We start from the raw sequence: 23,442 nt of genomic DNA, 5'->3' as shown, positions 1-23,442 counted from the left end.
ATGCAGATTATGATTAATGAAATAAAAAATTGGATAAAAGAAGCAGCAGATTTGGTCAAAGAAGAAATCGCTAAAAATGACATGACAATCGATACAAAAGAAGGTCGTAAAGACTTAGTTACTAGTGTTGATAAAAAAGTGCAAGATTTTTTAGTCGAACAAATCAATAATTTTGACCCAGAAGCCAAGATTTTGGCAGAAGAAGACGGTCGTGATCGTCTTACTGACTTTTCTGGGCGTGTTTTTGTTATTGATCCGATTGATGGTACGTTAAATTTTGTATTAGAAAAAGAAAATTTTTGTATTATGATTGGTGTCTATGAAGAAGGGAAAGGAAAATTAGGCTTTATTTATAATGTCATGCAAGATCATCTTTTATGGGGCGGCAGAGAAATTGGGGTTTTCATCAATGAAGAAAATCTAACAGTACCAAAAGATTTGTCTTTAAAAGATGGTTTAGTAGGCATGAATTCGAGTATGTATCGTAAAAACGCTTATAATGCGCAAATTATGGCTGAACGGTCCATGGGTGTCCGGATGTCCGGATGTGCCGGCTTAGAATTAATCGGTTTAATTGAAGGAGAACGAAATGCTTATGTTTCAAGTTTAGCGCCTTGGGATTATGCAGCAGGAAGTATCATGTTAGAAGCACTAGGCATGGAAGTTTCCGATATTAATGGGAATCCTTTAAAATTTGCTGGAAGGGAACTTTTTATGGCGGGAACGCCTTCGGCTTATAAAGAAATGAGAGCTCTAGTTGAACAGAGTGAAACTGAAAATAGCTAGTTATTAAGAAAATTTCATATTTGAAATGTTTTCACTAGTTTTCAGAAAGATTTTTTGATATAATGATTTGTCGGGAGAAATATACGCGCTAAAAGTAGACATAAGTTTTATTATCATTTAATTTGATGGATAATCTGGTTAGTTTTTAAAGGAGCAAATGAATATTGAAATATAGAGATACAATCCGTAACGTAGCAATTATTGCCCACGTTGACCACGGAAAAACAACATTAGTTGATGAACTATTAAAACAATCTGAAACATTAGAAGGAAGAACAGACCTACAAGAAAGAGCTATGGATAGCAACGACCTTGAAAAAGAACGTGGTATTACTATCTTATCTAAAAATACTGCCGTACAATATCGCAATACACGTATAAATATTTTAGATACGCCTGGCCACGCAGACTTCGGGGGTGAGGTCGAACGTATTATGAAAATGGTTGATGGTGTGGTTTTGCTAGTTGATGCTTATGAAGGGACTATGCCACAAACTCGTTTCGTTTTGAAAAAAGCATTAGATCAAAATGTAACGCCCATTGTGGTTGTTAATAAAATTGATAAACCGGCAGCTCGACCACAGTTTGTTGTAGATCAAGTGTTAGAATTGTTTATCGAATTAGGTGCTGATGATGACCAATTAGATTTTCCGGTAATCTATTCTTCGGCTATCAATGGTACTTCAAGTCTTTCAGAAGATCCTAGTGAGCAAAAAGCAACAATGGCGCCGATATTTGATACGATTATTGATCATATTCCAGAACCTGTTGATAACAGCGATGAACCTTTACAATTCCAAGTTTCCTTATTAGATTACAATGACTATGTAGGTCGTATTGGTATTGGTCGTGTCTTTCGCGGGAAAATCAAAGTTGGCGATCAGGTAGCTTTGATCAAACTGGATGGCACTGTTAAAAAATTCCGTGTAAGTCAGCTGTTCGGCTATTTTGGCTTGCAAAGACAAGAAATTCAAGAAGCTAAAGCAGGAGACTTAATAGCAGTTGCTGGTATGGGAGATATTTTCGTTGGTGAAACTGTAACACCTTCTGATCACCAAGATGCATTACCCATTTTACGTATTGACGAGCCTACGCTGCAAATGACATTTTTAGTTAATAATTCACCGTTTGCAGGTAAAGAAGGTAAGTATATTACAGCACGTAAACTTGAAGAACGTTTAATGCTAGAATTACAGACTGACGTTTCATTACGAGTGGAGCCTTTAACACCAGAATCTTGGACAGTTTCTGGACGTGGTGAACTTCATTTATCTATCTTGATTGAAAACTTACGTAGAGAAGGCTATGAACTTCAAGTTTCTCGTCCGGAAGTTATTGAACAAGAAATTGATGGTGTGAAATGCGAACCATTTGAAAGTGTGCAAATTGATACCCCAGAAGAATACATGGGATCTGTTATTGAATCATTGGGCTTGCGTAAAGGTGAAATGCAAGATATGATCAACGGCGGAAATGGGCAAGTACGGTTGATCTTTCAAGTGCCATCACGTGGTTTAATTGGTTATAACAATGAATTCTTATCCATGACACGTGGTTATGGCATTATGCACCATACTTTTGATCAATATTTGCCAATGCTTAATGCGCAACTTGCTGGTAGAAATCATGGAACATTAGTTTCTATCGATGCGGGTAAGGCTACTGCTTATTCTATTATGAATCTTGAAGAACGTGGCGAGATTTTTGTAGAGCCTAACACTGAAGTCTATGAAGGAATGATTGTTGGTGAAAATTCACGGGAAAATGATTTGTCTGTAAATATTACCAAGGGTAAGCAAATGACTAACGTTCGTTCGGCTAACAAAGACCAAACTTCTACCATCAAGAAACCACGCATCTTGACTTTAGAAGAATCTATTGAGTTCATTAATGAAGATGAATATTGTGAAATAACGCCAGAAAATATTCGGTTACGTAAACAAATCTTAAATACGAATGAACGAGCAAAAGCTTCTAAAAAACAAAAGAAAGCTTAAAAGTAAAAAAATTCCAGAGCCTTTTATTGAGGCTCTGGTTTTTTTATGAAGAATTCATAAAAAAGATGTATCTAAATTTTAATAAGAACATTTTATTGTATAAACAGTGTTCTTATTCAGAACTACTCAAAGAGTAGTGTGAAATAAGTAGGTAAAATCTTACTAATTCTCTATTTCCTTGTAATGCTTCTTCTGATAAACTTTTAAATAAATTATTTAATTTATTATGAAATGCTAGAACCAACTGCCCAATTTAGATAAAGTTTGTGCTATAATAGTAAAACGTAAGAATAGGAGGGAATATAATGGAATCTATTTCTCCGGAATTAGCATTAGATTTGCTTTATCAAGAGGCTGATCGTATCAAAATGTTAATTAAAAATCAGCAAAACCAATTTTGTATTTCTCAGTGCAAAGCATTTGAAGAAGTTGTTGATACACAAATGTATGGTTTGTATAGGCAAGTATCTTTTTCAGTGCGCCTAGGAGTTATTTCAGAAGAAGAAGGGCAGCAGTTGCTTAGTGATCTCGAGCATGATTTAAATCAATTATACAATGAAATATATGAAAAAAACAAAGCTATTGAAAATGGCAAGGAGGTATAGCACTTGCCTGAAAAAATAAAAAAAAGACGTTTTTTAGATTGGGGAATCCTGATCCCTTATTTAATTTTGAATGTTATTGGCTTGATGATGGTCTATAGTACGACTTCTTATGTATTATTAGAAAATGGTCAAAATCCTGGCCGTCAAGCACTTTTTCAGTTAACATTTTGGCTTATCAGTTTATTTCTGATTGCTTTTATTTATAAACTGAAAACAAATGTTTTAAAAAATAAAAAGACGGTTGCAGTCGCCTTACTCTCTGTTATTGTTTTGTTATTAGTTGCTTTTGTATTTAGTCCAGTAAATGGGGCATACGGCTGGATACAGATTCCTGGAATGGGGACGATTCAACCGGCGGAATTTTTAAAGATCGTTATCATATGGTTTTTAGCTACGATTTTAGCGCAACAACAAAGCCAAGTTCAGCATCATTTTCTATATAGTATCAGGGGTTCATTAATTGCTGCGTTCATTCCAACTTTGATTTTGATGTTTTATCCAGACTTCGGAAACGCAGCTATTATTGTTTTACTTATTATTGTCATGCTACTGGCAAGCGGTGTTAATTACGTTTACACACTTTATACAGGCTTGATCGGTATTTTCGGAAGTATTTTGGCGATATTTGGCGTCAATACGATTGGTAAGTATTTTTTACCTGATTATGTACTTTCCAGATTTGCTGTATTCCGCAATCCTTTTATCGACGAGTATGGCGATGGTTATCAAATGATTCATGGTTACTATGCTTTGTTTAATGGTGGATTGTTTGGCAGAGGCTTAGGAAACAGTATTCAAAAAAAAGGTTTTTTACAATTTGCTCATACTGACTATGCTTTTGCTATAGTGGTAGAAGAACTAGGCTTAATTATAGCAATTCTCATTTTAGGTATTTTATTTTATATGATCGCACGTATTTTATTAATCGGCATTCGTTCAAAAGATCCTTTTAATTCTATTATGTGTATCGGCATCGGCGCGTTATTTTTAATTTCCATTTTTATTAATTTGGGAGGCATTACAGGTGTCATTCCTTTAAGTGGAATTACGTTTCCTTTTATTAGTCAAGGCGGATCGAGTTTAATTATGTTTTCGGTTTGTGTTGGCTTTGCCTTAAATATTAGTGCTGATGAGAAGAAAAAAGCAATGTTGAATGAAATAGAGCAAAAAGAGGCTGAAAAATAAGTATTGTCTTATTTTTCAGCTTTTCCATAAAAAATTTTAAGGAGTGGTTGGATGGATAAAATTCTTGTAGCTAATAGAGGAGAAATTGCAACACGTGTTTTTCGTGCGTGTGTCGAATTAAATATACAAACAGTAGCGATTTATGCAAAAGAAGACGAATATTCGGTTCATCGTTTTAAAGCGGATGAAGCTTACTTAGTAGGCGAAGGTAAAAAGCCGATAGATGCTTATCTGGACATTGAAGATATTATTCGTATTGCTAAAGAATCAGGGGCTCAGGCGATCCACCCTGGCTATGGATTTTTATCTGAGAACTTAGAATTTGTTACTCGTTGTGAAGAAGAGGGTATCACTTTTATCGGTCCGTCCTCTCATCATTTAGATATTTTTGGTGATAAAATTAAGGCCAAACAAGCAGCGGTTGCTGCAGGAATTCAAGCGATACCGGGTTCAGATGGACCTGTTTCTGGTGAAGAAGAAGTTGTTACTTTTGCTAAAGAAAATGGCTATCCTATTATGATTAAAGCTGCTTTAGGCGGCGGCGGTCGTGGTATGCGTGTAGCTCATGATGAAAAAGAAGCCCGTGAAGGTTTTGCGCGTGCAAAAAGCGAAGCGAAAGCCGCTTTTGGAAGTGATGAGATCTATGTGGAAAAATATATCGCTGATCCTAAGCATATTGAGGTACAAATCTTAGGTGATAAACATGGGCATGTGATTCATCTATTTGAAAGGGATTGCTCCGTTCAAAGAAGACATCAAAAAGTTGTTGAAGTAGCACCTTGTGTTTCGCTTGATAAAAAATTACGTGAGAGAATCTGTACAGCAGCAGTTGATCTAATGCAACATGTAAGCTATATAAATGCAGGAACTGTTGAGTTTTTAGTTGAAGATGGGAAATTTTACTTTATTGAAGTCAATCCACGTGTGCAAGTAGAACATACAATTACTGAAATGATCACTGATGTAGATATTGTGACCACACAAATTTTAATTGCTCAAGGTAAAGATCTTCATCAAGATATTGGCTTAGCTAAGCAAGAAAATCTGACATTTAAAGGAGCCGCTATTCAGTGTCGTATCACAACAGAAGACCCATTGAACGATTTTATGCCTGATACTGGAAAAATAGATACCTATCGTTCTCCGGGTGGTTTTGGGGTAAGACTAGACGTAGGAAACGCTTATGCTGGAGCGGTTGTCACGCCTTATTTTGATTCTTTGCTGGTCAAAGTATGTACACACGCTGCAAGTTTTGAACAAGCAATTGCCAAAATGGCTCGTTGTATTCAAGAATTTCGTATTCGTGGTGTAAAAACAAACATGGCGTTTTTAAAAAACGTTATTTCCCATCCAGAATTTCGTTCAGGAGAAATGACGACTACCTTTATCGATCAGACACCTGAATTATTCGAATTTTCCTTTACTCGAGATCGCGGAAATAAAACAATGAAATATATTGGAGAAATTACGATTAATGGCTTTCCTGGTATTGAAAAACAAGAAAAGCCTTTCTATGAAGCCCCACGTTTGCCGAAAAATCTTATAGATGCAAAGAATGAACAAACCGCTAAAAATATTTTAGATCAACAAGGAGCAGACCAACTGAGTCAATGGGTGCGTCGACAAAATAATGTTTTGTTGACAGATACAACTTTCCGTGACGCTCACCAAAGTTTACTAGCTACGCGCGTACGTACACACGATTTGTCAAGGATCGCTGGACAAACAGAAAAAGGAATTCCGCAGCTGTTTTCTAGTGAGATGTGGGGCGGTGCCACTTTTGACGTGAGTTATCGTTTCTTAACTGAAGATCCATGGGAAAGGTTACGTCTTTTACGTAAAAAAATGCCGAATACCTTGCTGCAGATGTTATTCCGCGGCTCAAATGCAGTAGGCTATTCTAATTATCCTGATAATGTGATCATTGAATTTATCAATGAAGCCGCAAAACAAGGAATGGACATTTTCCGTATTTTTGATAGTTTGAATTGGTTGCCGCAAATGGAAAAAAGTATTCAAGAGGTAAGAGATACCGGCAAAATTGCTGAAGCTGCGATTTGCTATACGGGAGATATCAATGATCCAAGCCGACAAAAATATTCTGTACAGTACTATAAAGATATGGCACAAAACTTAGAGCAACTAGGCGCACATATTATTGCTATTAAGGATATGGCGGGGTTGTTGAAACCACAAGCGGCTTATCGTTTGATCAGTGAATTAAAAGATACAGTCGATCTACCGATTCATCTGCACACGCATGATACAAGCGGTAATGGTATCATGACTTACTCTGAAGCTGTCAGAGCAGGAGTGGATATTGTCGATGTCGCTGTTAGTGCAATGAGTGGAGGTACCAGTCAGCCAAGTATGAGTAGTTTATACTATGCTTTAGATGATAGTGAGCGTGTACCACATATTCAGATCGAAAATGTGCAAAAATTAAATCATTATTGGGAAGACGTGCGTCAATATTATCAAGCCTTTGAAAGCGGGATGAATGCACCGCAAACCGAAGTTTATATGCATGAAATGCCAGGCGGTCAATATTCCAACTTACAACAACAAGCAAAAGCGGTCGGTTTATACGACCGCTGGGATGAGATTAAAGAAGTCTATCATAAGGTAAATATGATGTTTGGAGATATTGTGAAAGTAACGCCTTCTTCTAAAGTTGTAGGAGATATGGCCTTGTTTATGGTACAAAATGATTTAACAGAAGAAGACATTTATGAAAAAGGAGAATCCATCAGTTTCCCTGAATCGGTCATCTCCCTTTTTCAAGGGGATTTAGGACAACCTGTCGGTGGTTTTCCTAAAAAGTTACAAGAAATTATTTTAAAGAGTAGAAAACCTTATACGGATCGTCCAGGTGCTTTTGCAAAACCGGTAGATTTCAATGAAGTAAGTGCCGAACTAGCAGAATTGATCGGTTATACGCCTAATCAAGATGAAGTGTTAAGTTATTTAATGTATCCTGATGTTTTCATCGCTTATCGCAAAGCTTACGAACAATATGCAGATATTAAAGTTTTAGATACACCCACTTTTTTCAAGGGAATGCGTCAAGGTGAAAAAATTACCGTAACAATTGAAAAAGGGAAAGTTTTAATTATTCGACTAGATGATATTGGAGAACCAGATATTGAAGGAAATCGTACACTCTTTTTCAATTTAAACGGTCAACGACGTGAAATTGTTGTAAAAGACACCTCTATAAAAACGAGTGTAGCTGTTAAAAAGAAAGCTGAACCAACGAATAAAGAACATATTGGTGCTACAATGTCAGGTACCGTTTTAGATGTTTTGGTTCAACGTGGGGACCGCGTAAAACGTGGGGACACACTTATGGTAACTGAAGCAATGAAAATGGAAACTTCTATTGAAGCTGGCTTTGATGGTGAAGTAAAACATGTTTATGTAGCAGCGGATGAACCTATTGCTTCAGGCGATTTATTGATTGAAATCGAAGAAAAATAGTGGAAAGGTTGTATTCTCATGAAAAAAAGAAGTCTCCTATTTACAGGTTTGTTTCTTATTTTTCTTCTTGCATTATATATGCAACCTATTTGGTTTCCGCAAGAGCCAGCAGAAGATGAGACAACTAAGCAGCTTCCTAGAACGCCCCCTGCTACTAATTTGAACTATGAAACGATTGAAACAGAAGGATTTGCACATTGGATCGAAAAAGACTTAGATGCATTTGAACAGGACTATGGTCAACCAGAAGAAAGTATGGCTTCTGGTTTCTCCTTTACCATCAATCGTTATTTAATAGATGATGAATTATTGGAAGTCAACAGTGAAGACAAAGTCATTAAAAGTATTAAGTATTTAGGAGAAGAAGATGATACAATCAAACCTTTTAAATTCGGCATGACTATGGATGAGTTATCAAAAATTGCCATGGTTTATCCAAACTTTACGATTGACTATCAAGATGAAACGATTGATTTAGAACTTGAAGAAGACGATATGAACTATCGCCCTTTAATTGCTTTTGATAATGGAACATTTGCTATTTTATTTTTTGAGCAGATGCAAGGAGAAAGTCAGTTATATGCTGTTGATTATTTAGATAGTGAAACTTTATTAAAACTTGCGCCTTATACTGTTGCTGATGATCAAGGTCCTCGCTATGCGCAAGAAAAGGGTAGTGATTGGGAAGAAATTCATCAGTTTAAAAGACAGCAAACAAGTGACTTCCTTCAGTTATTACGCAAAAGAAAGGAACAACCTACTTTTTCACTCGATAGTAATCTTCAAATGACTAGTGAAAAAACATTAGCTACTTTTATCAATGATAAAGAAGATATTTTAACCACAGAAAGGTTACAAGAACTGCAACGATTTGAAGAGGAAGAACCGGGTACTTTTATGTTAAATGATAGCGAAATGACCGATTTATTAGATGATCCTTCAATCTCTGGACACTTTGAGATGCCAGTTTATGATCCCAGTTTTTCAGTTTTATCTTGGTATAGTACACCAAGGCTTAACGAGCGGTTGTTAGCCTCAAATGAAGCCTCTTTAGCCGTTGCCTTTTCAAAAGAAAATGTGTTAATCTTATGGAAAGAATTAGATTATCAAACAGAGGAAAGTGAAAGTAATTGATTTATGATGAGCAATTATTTGCTATTGAGGATCAAATGGATGATTTATGCGAAGTGTTGGTAAAAAGTGCGACTTTCCAAAATTATTTAAGGCAAAAGGGGCTAATGTATGAAGATAAAAACGTACGGGTGTTACGTGATGATTTTATAGCCAAAAAAGAGGACTTTGAAACGGTCGCGGCTTATGGAAAATACGCCCCTGACTACAGAAAAAAACAACTCGCCTTGCGTAAAGCCAAACGAACTTTAGATCTTCATCCTAAAGTTGCTGAATTTCGCTTAGCTGAAACTGACCTGCAGTCAGTATTAGATACTATTGGAAGTAAGGTTGCGAGTACAGTTTCTGAGGGTGTTAAGGTGGATGCAGGCACTCCTTTTTTTGAAAACAATTTAGGTAAAGGAGGGAACTGCGATGGCGGATAGTTCAAAAGCATTCGAGATGCAAAAACGGCGTGGGCTCGTTGTTTGGGTATATAGTCTAAAACAATTGAAAAATTTGCGTCGCTATGGTTTTGTTCATTATGTTTCAAACAAAATGAAATACGTTATTTTATATATTAATGAAGAAGACATGCAAAAAACCATCGACAATTTACATCGTCTTCATTTTGTAAGAGATGTTGATATTTCATATCGTCCAGATATTGATATGAGTTTTGGTGAAACAGTTGGTACTGAAGCTGCTTTTCAAGTCTCAGAAAACAATGAAGAAAACCTTAGTGAATGATATTTTGTATAACCAATGGAAGGAAGTGCGATTTTGCGTGTAATATCTGGAAATTATCGAAAAATGGCATTAAAAAGTTTGTCAAAAGACACCACTCGGCCAACAACAGATAAAATTAAAGAGTCCTTGTTCAATATGATCGGTCCATACTTTGATGGGGAAAATGTGTTAGATCTTTATTCTGGTAGCGGGGCTTTAGCTATCGAAGCTATTTCCAGAGGAGCAAGGAGTGCTGTTTGTGTAGAAAAATATTTTCCAGCGTTAAAAGTAATTCAGGAAAACATCCGTTTAACCAAAGAAGAGCAAAAATTTGTGACTTTAAAGCAAACTGCAGAAAGAGCTCTTTTACAACTTGCTCAGGATGAAGCGTTGTTTGATATCGTTTTTTTAGATCCGCCTTACGCCAAACAAACGATCGTACAGGATATCGATCAACTTTTACAGTTAAATTTATTAGGACAAGATTGTTTAGTGATTTGTGAAACGGATAAAAATGTTGATTTACCTGAAGAGATAAAGCCTCTACAGCAAGTACGTAAACAAAATTATGGTTTAACAAAAATAACGATTTATAGAAATGAGGCGTAAGTATGAAAAAGATTGCATTATTTCCTGGAAGTTTTGACCCTTTAACGATGGGACACTTATCTACTATTGAAAGAGGCGCACAGATATTTGATGAAGTAATTGTTGGTATTTTTATCAACACGAATAAAAAATCTCTGTTTTCAACGGATGAAAAGGTCCAATTAGCTAAGGAAGCTTTAGCGCACCTGTCCAATGTTAAAGTCATTTCACAAGAAACTGAGCTAACTGTACAAACGGCAAGACGACTGGGCGCAAAATTTTTATTACGAGGGATTCGAAATTTTAATGATTACGAGTATGAAAAAGAAATCATGACGATGAACCGTCACTTAGCTCCTGATATCGAAACGGTCTTTTTGATGGCTGAAACAGAGTATAGTCATATTAGTTCTAGTTTATTAAAAGAAACGATGCTATTTTATGGTGATGTGAAAAAGTATTTGCCAAAAAATGTTTACAAGGCCATAAAAAAGAAGCGTGAACAAGATGAAGCGTGATTCTTTAAAAAAAACGTTAATACTTTTGATCATTGCACTCGCTATTTTCGCGAGTGTCTTTTTACCTTTACCCTATTATATTGAAAAGCCCGGTTCTACAATTGAACTTAAAGATTTAATCACTGTTAATGATAAAAAAGACCAGGAAGATGGTTCTTTTTCCCTAACTTCGGTAGGTGTTCAGCAGGCTTCAGTTGTTACAGCAATAAAAGCAAAGATTTCTCCTTTTGAAGAATTGGTTTCAGAAGAAGATCTTTTCGGTGGGGCGAGTGGTGAAGAATATGATCAGATGCAAAATTATTATATGGAATCCTCGCAAAACGCAGCGATTCAACAAGCGCTAAAGTTGGCAAAGCGCCCTTATAACTTTGAGTATAAGGGTGTTTATGTGATGAATGTGATGGAAAATTCGAGCTTTAATGGAAAAATAGATGTTGGTGACACAGTAACGAAAGTCGATGGAAAAAGCTTTGATAATAACCAGGATTTTATGGATTATGTTCAGCAAAAGTCAATTGGTGACACTGTAAAAGTAACTTATGAACATAATGATAAAACAAAGAAAGCTAGTGGCAAGCTGGTAGAACTACCAAGTAATCAAAAAGCAGGAATCGGCATTACTTTAGTAGATCACACAGATATTACTTCAAAAGACGATATTGATTTTGATGTAGAGGATATTGGCGGACCTTCTGCTGGTTTAATGTTTACACTAGAAATTTATGAACAACTGACTGAAGAAGATTTGAGAAAAGGAAAAGATATCGCAGGAACAGGTACCATTGATGAAAAAGGCAAAGTCGGGCGAATCAGTGGTATTGACAAAAAAGTGGCCAGCGCAGATGAAGCAGGTGCGCAAATCTTTTTTGCGCCCAATGATACAATAAGTAAAAAAGTATTAAAGAAAAACCCCGGCTTAAAATCTAACTATCAGGAAGCTAAAGAGACAGCTGATAGTTTAGATACGGACATGAAAATCGTTCCGGTAAAAACCTTACAAGATGCTATTGATTATTTAAAACAGATGGATTAAATAAATAAAGAGTAAAAGCTGGAAAATAAGCTATAACAGTTATTTTCCATTTTTTTGTTTCGTATATATTTATGCTATACTTAAATTTGAGAGGTGAAGTATTTGAAAATCAAACGACAACAGCCGTTAGTGGAGGCTTATCATTTTGACCAGCGAAAAAAAGAAGAAGCAGATCTTCAGACGGGGATAAATATTGGTCTAACGCCACTTAAAGCTCCTGATGAAAGCTATCCTAAGGAAAACAGTATCATTGGTACACGTTTGCGTTTTGAGATCGTCTTTTCGCAGTTTATTATTCGGGGCGCTATGGGGCAAATCAATCATATTGTCAATCAAAATATTCAAAGTCAAGATGATTTGACTAGAGAAGAAATTGATGAATTGATGGACCCTTTATTTGATATTTTACAACGATTAACTTATGAAGTAACTGAAATTATTACTGATAAACCAGGCGTTAATTTAGATTTTGAACGCAAAGAGTAGAAAAGAGGAGAAGATGTTTTCAAATAAAGTACAGATTAGTCTTTTTGTAGATGATGTAAAAAAAGCAGTTGACTTTTGGCAGTCTTTGGATTTTGCAGTGATAGATAGTCAAGAAACAGACGGCACTTTAGTAGTGGAGATTGCGCCAAGTGAAAAAGCGGAAATGAGTTTTGTCTTATATGATAGAAACTTTATAGAAAAGCAGTCTCCAGATGTAGCTACAAATCCACCACAAGTGATGTTTTTTGCGGAAAATATTACTGATTTATACAAAAAAATGGAAAATTTACCGATTGAAATTGGAGAATTAATTCAAATGGAAGAAACATTAGTGTTTAATTTCGTTGATCCAGATGGTAATTATTTTGCGGTGTCTGAAGCCTAAAGACTTTAGGACAAAGGAGGTTTTTTATCTTGAAACCTTATGTTTATGTGATTAGTGATATTCATGGAGAATTGGCACTGTTTGAAAAACTTTTAAAAGATTTTGATCCAGTAATTCATCAACTCGTTTTAATCGGTGATTTAAACGATCGCGGCAAAAAGAGTAAAGATTGTTTTTTACTAGGCAAAAAGTTAGTTGAAAAATATCATGCGATATATTTGCGTGGAAATCATGAGGAATACTTTTTACAATTTTTAAATTCTCCTGAGGATTGGTATCAAGCTTATGTACAAAATGGTGGTAAAGAAACGATGGAGAGTTTGTTATTTAAAGGATGTTGTGAAGAGTACTCGCCAACAGAAATCGCGATGACTATTCGTTCTTATTATAAACAACTGCTTCAGTTTTTAGTTGAAAGACCTTTGTATTTTGAGTGGGAAAAATATATTTTTGTCCATGCGGGGGTTGATCTGAATAAAAAAGATTGGAAGAAGACCAACCCACCGGACTTTATTTGGGTCAGGGAACCTTTTCATCAAGGAAAAAATAATACGGGGAAAACAATTGTCTTTGGACATACAATCACGCCCTTATTATATGGTGATATGCAGACAACTGCTTTGTGGATTTCCGATCACAAAATTGGTATTGATGGTGGCGCAGTATTTGGCGGCTCAGTTCATGGCGTCATTTTTAATAAAGATGGCATCGTACAAGATATTGAATATCACAAACTGACAGCAGGCTGGCAGCCTAATTTTTAAAGAAAGGAGGACTTTTTAAACAAAGTTCTCTCTTTTTTATGTTATAATAAAAGTTATGTGAAATGAAAGGTGTGTCAAAATGGCGCAAGAAATTAACGAAAAACTTCTTCCTTTATTACAGGAAGAATTAACACAATATCGCACAAAACAAATACATACTGTATTAACTTTATTAAATGATGGGAACACGGTGCCTTTTATTGCCCGTTATCGAAAAGAGATGACCGCTGATTTAGATGAAGTTCAAATTCGAGAAATTGAAGAACGTTATCATTACTTGGAAAATTTGGAAAATCGTAAAGAAGAAGTTTTGCGACTGATCGAGGAACAAGGAAAGCTAACTTCGGATTTAAAAAGTAAGATTTTAAAATCTCCTAAAATGCAGCAAGTGGAAGATCTTTATCGTCCGTACAAGCAAAAACGAAGGACAAAGGCAACTATCGCCAAAGAAAATGGATTAGAGCCTCTTAGTCAATGGTTATTAACTTTTCCGCAAGCAGATGTTTATGCTAAAGCAGAAGAGTTTGTCAACGAAAAAATAGCCACGACCGAAGACGCACTAACTGGAGCGCATGAAATTATGGCTGAACAGTTCGGTGATATAGCCAAATTCAGAAGCTGGATTCGTAATGAAACTTTTCAAAATGGCCGCTTTGAAAGTCAGGCAAAAGATAAAGAAAAAGATGAAAAAGGCGTTTATGAAATGTATTACGATTTTTCAGAGCCTATTAAAAAAATAGTTTCACATCGGATTTTAGCTTGTAATCGCGGTGAAAAAGAAGGCATATTAACGGTTTCGCTTAAAAGCGATGAAACAAAAATATTGAATTATCTAAATCGGCAATTAATAAAAGATGCATCATCTCCAGCTGCTTCATTAGTGGTTGCAGCTTATCAAGATGCTTATAAACGTTTTATTGCTCCTGCCATTGAACGTGAAATTCGTAATGAATTAAAAGAGAAGGCAGACGAACAAGCGATCGCGATTTTTGGCGAAAACTTACGCAACTTGTTATTGCAACCTCCTTTAAAGGGCAAAACAGTTCTAGGCTTTGATCCTGCTTATAGAACAGGATGTAAACTGGCTGTTTGTGATGAAACTGGGAAAGTGCTTGCTATTGAAGTGATATATCCACATAAACCTGCTTCTGCTGAAAAAAGAAAAGCAGCGGATGAACAGTTCAATCAACTTGTGGAAAACTATCAAGTAGATATGGTTGCTATTGGTAATGGTACGGCAAGTCGTGAATCAGAACAATTTGTTGCTAGAAATTTACAATCGATTACGCGTGATGTTTACTATGTAATTGTCAATGAAGCTGGAGCTTCAGTTTATTCAGCTAGTACGATTGCGCGTGAAGAATTCCCCAACTTACAAGTAGAAGAGCGTAGTGCGATTAGTATTGGTCGTCGCTTGCAAGATCCTTTAGCAGAATTAGTGAAAATTGATCCTAAAGCTGTAGGTGTGGGGCAATATCAACACGATGTTTCACAAAAAAGATTGAATGAGCAGTTGGATTTTGTAGTAGAAACAGCTGTCAATCAAATTGGTGTAGATGTAAATACCGCTAGTCCGCAACTTCTACAACATATTTCAGGTTTAAATAAAACAACGGCAGGAAATATTGTTAGTTATCGGGAGGAAAATGGCGCTTTTACGAAGAGAACACAGTTGAAAAAAGTCTCACGTTTAGGTCCTAAAGCTTATGAACAAGCCATTGGCTTTTTACGGATTCTCGGAGCTAAAAACATTTTAGATAATACTGCCATTCACCCGGAAAGTTATACTGCAGCCAAAAGCTTACTAGAAAACCTACAATTGGATTTATCAGATGTTGGTACTTCCTATGCTAAAGAAGTGCTGGAAAGTTTGTCTCCGGAAAGTTCGGCTGCTAAATTAGATATTGGTGTGGAAACACTTAAAGATATTATCTACGCGCTTATTCAACCCGGACGTGATATGCGTGATAGTATGCCCGCGCCGCTTTTACGCAAAGACGTTTTATCGATGGAAGATTTGAAAGCAGGCATGCAATTAACAGGAACGGTCCGCAATGTGATTGATTTTGGCGCTTTTGTGGATATAGGTGTTAAACAAGATGGACTTGTGCATATTTCAAAATTGAGTCCGAAATTTGTTAAACAGCCCACTGATGTTGTTTCAGTCGGTGATATCGTTACTGTTTGGATTGAACAGGTTGATTTGAAAAAAGGACGCATAAGTTTAACGATGATCGATCCAGGAGAATCAAAATGACTGAGGATGAATTACAATTATTAGTGGAAAAAATTTCCATACAGTTTTTTAATAAACCTTTTTTACATCAGGCATTTTTTAATCAACGTTTACAAACAACAGGTGGCAGATATCATGCAAGTGACCACCACTTAGATTTTAACCCTAAGATGGCTAAACTTGATCACAAGATCTTTATTGGAATTATTAAACATGAGCTATGCCACTACCATCTGCATATTGAAAATAAAGGTTTTCAACATAAAGACGCAGATTTCAAAGAATTGTTGACAAAAACGGGTGGTTTACGCTATGCTCCAGATATTCGAACGAAGCAAAGCTTTCATGTGTATAAGTGTCAAAACTGTCAGTTGACGATTACTAGACAAAAAAGAATTAATACACAACGCTTTGTTTGTGGTAAATGCAGTGGTAAACTGCTATATCAATATACCTATACAAAAAAAATCGGAAAATAAAAATCTTTTGCTATTTTTTATCTTTTATTAGATAATATATTCCAGTTTGGTAATGACGCTTTGGTTGTTATCAATTTTTCCGAGAAAAGAGGATTCTAATAATGACAAATCAAGATAAAAAAATCTACCATTTTGTAGGGATTAAAGGCTCAGGAATGAGTTCTTTGGCATTAATTTTGCATGAACAAGGAGAACAAGTGCAAGGATCTGATGTAGAAAAGTATTTTTTCACTCAGGTTGGCTTAGAAAAAGCTGATATTCCTATTTACCCATTTGATGCAAATAATATTACGGAAGGTTTGACTGTGATAGCCGGTAATGCTTTTCCTGATACTCATGAAGAATTAGTTCGAGCCCGTGAGTTAGGTTTAGAAGTCATTCGTTACCATGACTTTATTGGACACTTTATTCAACATTTTACAAGTATTGCTGTTACTGGCTCGCACGGGAAAACGAGTACAACCGGTTTATTAGCCCATATACTAAGTGGCATTGAATCGACTAGCTTTTTAATCGGTGATGGTACAGGTCATGGAAGAACCGATGCTGAATTTTTTGCTTTTGAAGCTTGTGAGTACCAACGTCACTTCTTAGCTTACAGTCCAGATTATGTAATTATGACGAATATCGATTTTGACCATCCAGACTACTTCAAGAGTATCGATGATGTATTTTCTGCTTTTCAAACCATGGCTAAGCAAGTTAAAAAAGGGATCTTAGCTTTTGGTGATGATCCTTATTTACGAAAATTAGAAGCAGATGTTCCTATTTATTATTACGGTGCGAATTCAGATGATGATATTCGGGCTGAAAATATCGCACGTACCACGACTGGTTCAGCTTTTGATGTTTATTTCCACGATGATTTCATCGGACACTTTGATTTGCCGGCTTTTGGTCAACATAATATCAATAATGCCTTAGGTGTTATCGCTACGGCTCATTTAGAAGGTTTTGATATGAAAGAAGTTGCCGAAGAAATGGCTTCATTTTCTGGAGTAAAACGTCGTTTTAGTGAAAAGAAAGTCTCTGATATGGTAATTGTCGATGACTATGCACATCATCCAGCAGAAATTAAGGCTACAATTGACGGTGCTCGTCAAAAATACCCTGATAAAGAAATCGTGGCAGTTTTTCAACCCCATACTTTTTCGCGTACCATTGCTTTAATGGATGATTTTGTCGAAGCACTTAATTTAGCAGATAGTGTTTATTTATGTGACATATTTAGTTCTGCGCGTGAACAAGCTGGTGATGTAAAAATAGAAGACTTAGCAAATAAGATTGATCAAGGTGGCGAAGTTATTCAAGAAGACAACGTTTCTCCACTTCTAGATCATAAAGATGGCGTGATTATTTTTATGGGCGCCGGAGATGTGCAAAAATTTGAACGCAGCTATGAAGATCTTTTAAGTAATACAACACGAAGTGTATTATAAGAGCGTTAGCTAGCTTGACACTTTTTTTATAGTTGATAAAATAATAAAATAAAAATCATAGACATAGGAGGCTAGTTGATTGGATATAGGGAAGTTAAATAATTTAGGAAAGGCAATTGATGAAATCGAAGAAGGGCAGACCATGTCTGTGACTGAAGCGATTGAAGATGACCAGCTATTATTATATTTAGGTTTGACCAATGATGCGAATCCTTTGTATATCCAGCATGATTATGCCCGTAAAACGATTTATAAGCAACCGCTCGTGCCTTCAGTATTATTGATTGGTATTGTAACCAGTACGATCTCAAAACACTTTCCAGGACCCGGTTCACATGTGGTGAATTTATCGGTTAATTTTGTAGAAGCTGTTTATCATTACGAAATGTTGACTTTTTTACTAGAAGTTATTAAAGTGGATAAACATAAAGACGTCGTGACTATTTCTGTAGAAGCTGTTAACACTGAAGAAAAGCGGGTTTTAGATGCGGTCGTTATGGTTCAACCTCCTATGATTTATGAAGAAGAAAGCGAGGAAAATAATGAATAATAATCCAGCAATTGAAGCAAAAGGTGTGAATCACTTTTATGCTAAGGTATATGGCATCTTTGCTTTAGGGCTTGGCATCAGTGCTATTTCAGCGTATTTAGCAATGACGATGTTTTTTGAACAAACCATTTCTTTTATCGACAGCTTTCCTTTAGGATTAACCGGCATATGGTTGGCTGAAATCATTTTAGTGGTTTTGCTTAGCGCTAAAGCACAAAAAAATCCTTCGTTAACCATCGCAGGTTTTGTTGTTTATTCGCTGTTAAACGGGCTTGTTTTATCGGTTACTTTATCGATGTATACGCAAGCCTTGGTCGGAAAAGCTTTTGCTACAGCGACAGCTACCTTTTTAGCTATGGCTTTATATGGGGCGATGACAAAACGTGATTTAAGCGGAATTGGTCGTGCAGCGATTGGACTTTTAATTGGTGTGATTGTGGCAACACTCATCAATTTCTTTTTACAAAGTCCAGCTGTTGATTATCTTTTATCCTATTTAACAGTCGCGATCTTTTTAGGTTTAACTGCTTATGATAATCAACAAATAAGAAATTTATATTTTGCTACAGCTGGTCAAGATAATACCGGTTTTGCTGCCTTTATGGCATTACAACTTTACCTAGATTTTATTAATCTATTCTTATCCTTCTTACGTATTTTTTCTAGAAATTAAAAGAAATTTAACGTTTCGATGTTCTGAGAAAACCTCTCTTTTCATTCGGAGCGTTTTTTTAATAATCGTTAGTTTACTTAAGGATAACAAACCATAAATGATCGCTTTCGTCCTCATTGTTTGTTAAAATAGGTAAAGAGAATTTGAGTGAGGGGATAAAAAAATGGCAAAAAATAAATTACTACTGGTAGATGGTAATAGTGTTGCATTTCGCGCATTCTATGCCTTACACAGTTCATTAGAACGTTTTAAAAATCCAAGTGGTCTTCACACCAATGCAATTTACGCTTTTAATTTAATGTTTGAAAATGTCATGGAAAAAGAAAGGCCTAGCCATGTGCTAGTAGCTTTTGATGCAGGCAAAACTACTTTTCGTAATGAAATGTATGAAGATTATAAAGGTGGACGGGCTAAAACACCGGGAGAATTAAATGAACAGCTTCCTTATATAAGAGAGTTGATTAATGGCCTTGGCATCTCTTATTATGAGTTAAAAAACTATGAAGCAGACGATATTATCGGTACTTTAGCCGAGCAAGTAGATAAAGATAAATTTGATGTTACTATTCTCACAGGAGATCGGGATTTAACCCAGTTAGCAACTGATGATGTAAAAGTCGCGATTACCAAAAAAGGTGTCAGTGATACAGAAGATTATACGCCAGCCCATATTGCTGAAAAATATGATGGTTTAAAACCTAAACAAATTATCGATATGAAAGGACTAGCGGGAGATTCGTCTGATAATATTCCAGGCGTAACAAAAATTGGGGATAAAACTGCAATCAAATTATTAAATCAATATGATTCTGTTGAAGGTGTTTACGAACATATTGATGAGATGAAACAAAGCAAGATGAAAGAAAACCTAATTAATGATAAAGAAACTGCCTTACTTTCGAAAAAATTAGCCACAATAAATATATCTGCTCCTATTGATGTTTCTATTGATTCTTTAAAATATGAAGGTAGCGATTTGGATAAACTTGTTCCTTTTTATAAAGAAATGAATTTCCGAACATTTTTGGATAATTTGGATGTCGGAGAAGAAGAAAATAAGATGGAGGACATTTTATTTGAAGTGGTTGATGAACCGACAGAAGAAATGTTTACCGATGAAATGGCTTTATATGTCGAAATGTTGGGTGAAAATTATCATGTAGAAGATATTGTAGGCGTTGTATGGGGTAACGATAAGAAAATTTATGTCACAAAAAGCGATAAGATTTTTGAAAATAAGGCTTTTAAAAACTGGTTAACCGATAAAAGTAGAGGAAAAAGAGTCTATAACGCAAAAAGCACCCAAGTAGCGTTGAATCGTTACATTGCTTTGCCTGAAGGTTTTTCTTTTGATGTTTTGGTTGCTGCTTATTTATTGGACAATACAGATAATACGGATGATATTGCAGGGATTTGTGCACATTATGATTATCAAGATATCCAATCAGATGTGGCTGTTTATGGTAAGGGTGCAAAAAAAGGTCTACCCGAAGATGATGAGACGTTTTTTGCCCATTTAGCAAGAAAAATCAAGGCTATTCAATGGCTTACGCCTAAATTAGAAGGTGAGCTTAAAGATAAAAATCAACTCGATCTATATAAAAATTTGGAAGCTCCTATTTCTTCCATTTTAGCTGAAATGGAAATAACAGGTATTACAGTAGATGCCCAACGATTGAATCAAATGAAGGATGAATTTGCTCAAAGCTTACAAAAAATTGAGGAAAAAATCTTTGAGCAAGCTGGAGAAAAATTCAATATCAATTCGCCTAAACAACTAGGGCATATTTTGTTTGAAAAGATGAACTTGCCTGTCATTAAAAAGACCAAAACAGGTTACTCGACGGCTGTTGACGTTTTAGAGCAGTTAAAAGATAAATCACCGATTGTTGAAAATATCTTAAAATACCGGCAGATTGCTAAGATCCAGTCAACTTATGTTGAAGGACTTTTAAAAGTCATTTTACAAGATGGTAAAGTTCACACGCGTTATCTGCAAACTTTAACACAAACAGGGCGTCTAAGTTCGGTCGATCCAAACTTACAAAATATACCTATTCGTCTAGAAGAAGGACGAAAAATTCGACAAGCTTTTGTTCCGCAAAAGCACGACTGGGTCATTTATTCTTCTGACTATTCACAAATTGAATTGCGCGTGCTTGCTCATGTTTCAAAAGATGAGCATTTACAAGAGGCATTTAATGAAAACCAAGATATCCACGCCAGTACTGCTATGCGTGTGTTTGATATTGAAAAACCTGAAGATGTAACAGCTAATATCAGACGTCAAGCCAAAGCAGTAAACTTTGGGATTGTTTATGGTATATCAGATTATGGTTTATCACAAAACCTAGGTATTTCTCGTAAAGAAGCCAAAAATTATATTGATACTTATTTTGAACGCTACCCTGGCGTGAAAAAATATATGAACGATTCTGTAGAACAAGCAAAGGAAAAAGGTTTCGCTGAGACGCTTTATCATCGTCGTCGTTATCTTGAGGATATTAATTCTAGAAACTTTAACTTAAGATCTTTTGCCGAAAGAACAGCGATTAATTCACCGATTCAAGGTAGCGCTGCTGATATCTTAAAAATTGCTATGATCGAATTAGATAAACAATTAAAAGAAAAACAACTAGAAACGAACATGCTTTTACAAGTACATGATGAGTTAGTTTTTGAAGTTCCAGAAAGTGAACTTAAAACACTAGATCAATTGGTAAAAGAAGTTATGGAAAATGCTGTTCATTTAGATGTTCCGTTGATTACCGAAAGTAGTTGGGGGAAAACTTGGTATGATGCAAAATAAAGAGGTGTGTACAGTTGCCGGAATTGCCAGAAGTAGAAACAGTTAGAAAAGGGCTAGTTACCCTTGTCCAAGACAAAACTGTTGCAGAAGTTATTGTTAGATGGCCTAAAATCATTGAATCACCGGCAGTTGATACATTTTGCCAAAAACTAATCGGACAAGTTATCAATGATATTGCGCGTAGAGGGAAATTTTTAATTTTTGAATTTACTGATTTTGATTTGATTTCTCATTTACGTATGGAAGGTAAGTACGAATATACACCAAAGAATACTGAAGCTCCGGTTGATAAACATACTCATGTGATATTTAAATTTACAGATGGGAGTCAACTGTCCTATCATGATGTAAGAAAATTTGGACGCATGGCTTTAGTAGAAAAAGGACAATATCCGTTTTATAAAGGGATTAAGCAATTGGGACCAGAACCAGTAGAAGAAGAATTTTCATTGCAAGCATTTGAGAAAAAACTACAACATTCTTCTTCTTTAATAAAACCTCTGTTACTTAATCAAAAAGTTGTAGCAGGTCTAGGAAATATTTATGCGGATGAAGTATTATGGCTAGCTAAAATTCATCCTCAACAGCCAGCTCGCACTTTAACAAAAAAAGAAGCAGAAAGTTTACACCAGGCAATTATTGCTATTTTAGCTAAAGCAGTTAGAGCGGGTGGGACAACCATTCGTTCTTATAAAAATGCTTTAGGTGAGGCAGGATTTTTTCAAGTGAGTTTAAATGTCTATGGTAAAACAGGTGAACCCTGTCCTAGATGTGAAACGCCTATTAAAAAAATTAAAGTGGCGCAAAGAGGCACACATTTTTGTCCGCATTGTCAGAAATTAAAGAGGAGGAAGCTGTCATGAGTTTTATCCTCGGTATCACAGGAAGCATAGCTACAGGAAAGAGCACAGTTGTTAATATTTTTAAACAGTACGGCTTTTCTGTAGTTGATGCTGATATTATTGCAAGAGAGGTCGTTGAGCCGAATACAGCGGGGTTAAAAAAGGTTGTTGAAACTTTTGGAAGCAGTGTGCTTTGTTCAGACGGCTCATTAAATCGCAAACAGTTAGGTCAAATAATTTTTAGTGATACAAAAAAAAGACAGGCACTTAATGCGCTACTTGCGCCTTTTTTACAAGAAGCAATTATCGAACAAATTAAGCGAGCAAGTGCTGTTTCTTCTTTAGTTATTGCTGATATTCCTTTACTTTATGAAGCTGGTTATGATAAGTATATGGATCAAGTGGCGGTAGTTTATATCCCTGAAGACTTACAAGTACAGCGTTTAATGAAAAGAGATCGTATAACAAAAAAAGAAGCGCAAAAAAAAGTTGCTAGTCAACTTTCCATTGAAGAAAAAAAGAAACGTGCGGATATTATTTTTGACAATCAAGAAAGCCTATCATCTATCCGCCAACAAATTTTTTCTTGGCTTAAAAAAAGACAATTTTTATAAAGCTTTAAAACTCTAGTCATTTCTAGAGTTTTTTTGTCCTTAAACTGTTAGTATAGGAAGGTTTCATGTTATAATATTAATAAGAATTTTTATAAAAACAATTGAAATTTTAACGAAATAATCATAAATGAGGT

General features: G+C 35.6%; 22 protein-coding genes. All 22 read left to right on the top strand.

The genetic code is table 11. The features are described from left to right. Complete coding sequence (locus C7K42_RS02710) at positions 1-786, top strand: inositol monophosphatase family protein (protein ID WP_069028967.1); 786 nt, start codon at positions 1-3, stop codon at positions 784-786. Positions 787-950: 164 nt separating this feature from the next. Beyond that, entirely contained in the window at positions 951-2,783 is a 1,833-nt protein-coding gene (gene typA / locus C7K42_RS02705) for a translational GTPase TypA (RefSeq protein ID WP_014124899.1), read from the top strand. Between the two features lie 305 nt (positions 2,784-3,088). Next, positions 3,089-3,388, top strand: coding sequence for an Fpa/YlaN family protein (locus tag C7K42_RS02700; protein WP_014124898.1), 300 nt, complete (start codon positions 3,089-3,091; stop codon positions 3,386-3,388). A 3-nt stretch (positions 3,389-3,391) separates the two neighbouring features. Then, positions 3,392-4,573: an FtsW/RodA/SpoVE family cell cycle protein gene (locus C7K42_RS02695; RefSeq protein ID WP_014124897.1), complete on the top strand. Its 1,182-nt coding sequence runs from the start codon at positions 3,392-3,394 to the stop codon at positions 4,571-4,573. Positions 4,574-4,624: 51 nt separating this feature from the next. Further along, positions 4,625-8,053 (top strand): pyruvate carboxylase, encoded by a 3,429-nt coding sequence (locus C7K42_RS02690; RefSeq protein WP_103099522.1) that lies wholly within the window; start codon positions 4,625-4,627, stop codon positions 8,051-8,053. An 18-nt stretch (positions 8,054-8,071) separates the two neighbouring features. Continuing rightward, a complete protein-coding gene (locus C7K42_RS02685) occupies positions 8,072-9,187 on the top strand; it encodes a CAP-associated domain-containing protein (RefSeq protein WP_014124895.1) in 1,116 nt (371 codons plus the stop codon). After that, positions 9,184-9,609 carry a YlbF/YmcA family competence regulator gene (locus C7K42_RS02680; RefSeq protein WP_014124894.1) on the top strand — a complete coding sequence of 142 codons (426 nt, stop codon included), beginning with the start codon at positions 9,184-9,186 and terminating at the stop codon, positions 9,607-9,609. The genes C7K42_RS02685 and C7K42_RS02680 overlap by 4 nt, the downstream gene beginning before the upstream one ends. Then, complete coding sequence (locus C7K42_RS02675; RefSeq protein ID WP_014124893.1) at positions 9,599-9,913, top strand: YlbG family protein; 315 nt, start codon at positions 9,599-9,601, stop codon at positions 9,911-9,913. Before C7K42_RS02680 ends, C7K42_RS02675 begins: the two co-directional genes overlap by 11 nt. A gap of 33 nt (positions 9,914-9,946) precedes the next feature. Then, positions 9,947-10,501, top strand: coding sequence for a 16S rRNA (guanine(966)-N(2))-methyltransferase RsmD (gene rsmD, locus C7K42_RS02670; RefSeq protein ID WP_061840465.1), 555 nt, complete (start codon positions 9,947-9,949; stop codon positions 10,499-10,501). A gap of 2 nt (positions 10,502-10,503) precedes the next feature. Beyond that, positions 10,504-10,998 (top strand): pantetheine-phosphate adenylyltransferase, encoded by a 495-nt coding sequence (coaD, locus tag C7K42_RS02665; RefSeq protein ID WP_014124891.1) that lies wholly within the window; start codon positions 10,504-10,506, stop codon positions 10,996-10,998. Beyond that, the gene (locus tag C7K42_RS02660; RefSeq protein ID WP_014124890.1) at positions 10,988-12,031 is read left to right on the top strand and encodes a SepM family pheromone-processing serine protease; all 1,044 of its coding nucleotides are present in this window, start codon (positions 10,988-10,990) and stop codon (positions 12,029-12,031) included. Before coaD ends, C7K42_RS02660 begins: the two co-directional genes overlap by 11 nt. A gap of 102 nt (positions 12,032-12,133) precedes the next feature. After that, the gene (locus tag C7K42_RS02655; protein ID WP_103099523.1) at positions 12,134-12,517 is read left to right on the top strand and encodes a DUF1149 family protein; all 384 of its coding nucleotides are present in this window, start codon (positions 12,134-12,136) and stop codon (positions 12,515-12,517) included. A gap of 13 nt (positions 12,518-12,530) precedes the next feature. Next, a complete protein-coding gene (locus tag C7K42_RS02650) occupies positions 12,531-12,902 on the top strand; it encodes a VOC family protein (protein WP_014124888.1) in 372 nt (123 codons plus the stop codon). Positions 12,903-12,931: 29 nt separating this feature from the next. Continuing rightward, on the top strand, positions 12,932-13,666 hold the full coding sequence (locus C7K42_RS02645) for a metallophosphoesterase (RefSeq protein WP_014124887.1): 735 nt from the start codon (positions 12,932-12,934) through the stop codon (positions 13,664-13,666). 79 nt (positions 13,667-13,745) lie between these two features. Then, positions 13,746-15,923: a Tex family protein gene (locus C7K42_RS02640; RefSeq protein WP_170157593.1), complete on the top strand. Its 2,178-nt coding sequence runs from the start codon at positions 13,746-13,748 to the stop codon at positions 15,921-15,923. Continuing rightward, the gene (locus C7K42_RS02635) at positions 15,920-16,381 is read left to right on the top strand and encodes a SprT family protein (RefSeq protein WP_014124885.1); all 462 of its coding nucleotides are present in this window, start codon (positions 15,920-15,922) and stop codon (positions 16,379-16,381) included. The genes C7K42_RS02640 and C7K42_RS02635 overlap by 4 nt, the downstream gene beginning before the upstream one ends. Positions 16,382-16,482: 101 nt before the next feature. Then, the gene (murC, locus tag C7K42_RS02630; protein WP_014124884.1) at positions 16,483-17,820 is read left to right on the top strand and encodes a UDP-N-acetylmuramate--L-alanine ligase; all 1,338 of its coding nucleotides are present in this window, start codon (positions 16,483-16,485) and stop codon (positions 17,818-17,820) included. 79 nt (positions 17,821-17,899) lie between these two features. Beyond that, complete coding sequence (locus tag C7K42_RS02625) at positions 17,900-18,370, top strand: MaoC/PaaZ C-terminal domain-containing protein (RefSeq protein ID WP_014124883.1); 471 nt, start codon at positions 17,900-17,902, stop codon at positions 18,368-18,370. Further along, positions 18,363-19,043: a Bax inhibitor-1/YccA family protein gene (locus tag C7K42_RS02620; protein ID WP_014124882.1), complete on the top strand. Its 681-nt coding sequence runs from the start codon at positions 18,363-18,365 to the stop codon at positions 19,041-19,043. Before C7K42_RS02625 ends, C7K42_RS02620 begins: the two co-directional genes overlap by 8 nt. A gap of 163 nt (positions 19,044-19,206) precedes the next feature. Further along, complete coding sequence (polA, locus tag C7K42_RS02615) at positions 19,207-21,852, top strand: DNA polymerase I (protein ID WP_103099524.1); 2,646 nt, start codon at positions 19,207-19,209, stop codon at positions 21,850-21,852. 14 nt (positions 21,853-21,866) lie between these two features. Then, positions 21,867-22,715, top strand: a complete 849-nt coding sequence (mutM, locus tag C7K42_RS02610) for a DNA-formamidopyrimidine glycosylase (protein WP_014124880.1) — start codon at positions 21,867-21,869, stop codon at positions 22,713-22,715. Further along, entirely contained in the window at positions 22,712-23,308 is a 597-nt protein-coding gene (gene coaE / locus C7K42_RS02605; protein WP_014124879.1) for a dephospho-CoA kinase, read from the top strand. Before mutM ends, coaE begins: the two co-directional genes overlap by 4 nt. Positions 23,309-23,442: the final 134 nt, after the last annotated feature.

Origin of the sequence: Tetragenococcus halophilus subsp. halophilus DSM 20339 (assembly GCF_003841405.1) — a bacterium.
In the GTDB taxonomy this organism is placed as follows: Bacteria; Bacillota; Bacilli; order Lactobacillales; family Enterococcaceae; genus Tetragenococcus; species Tetragenococcus halophilus.
The sequence above is the reverse complement of the archived record's forward strand: the minus strand, read 5'-3'. Positions and strand labels throughout refer to the sequence as shown.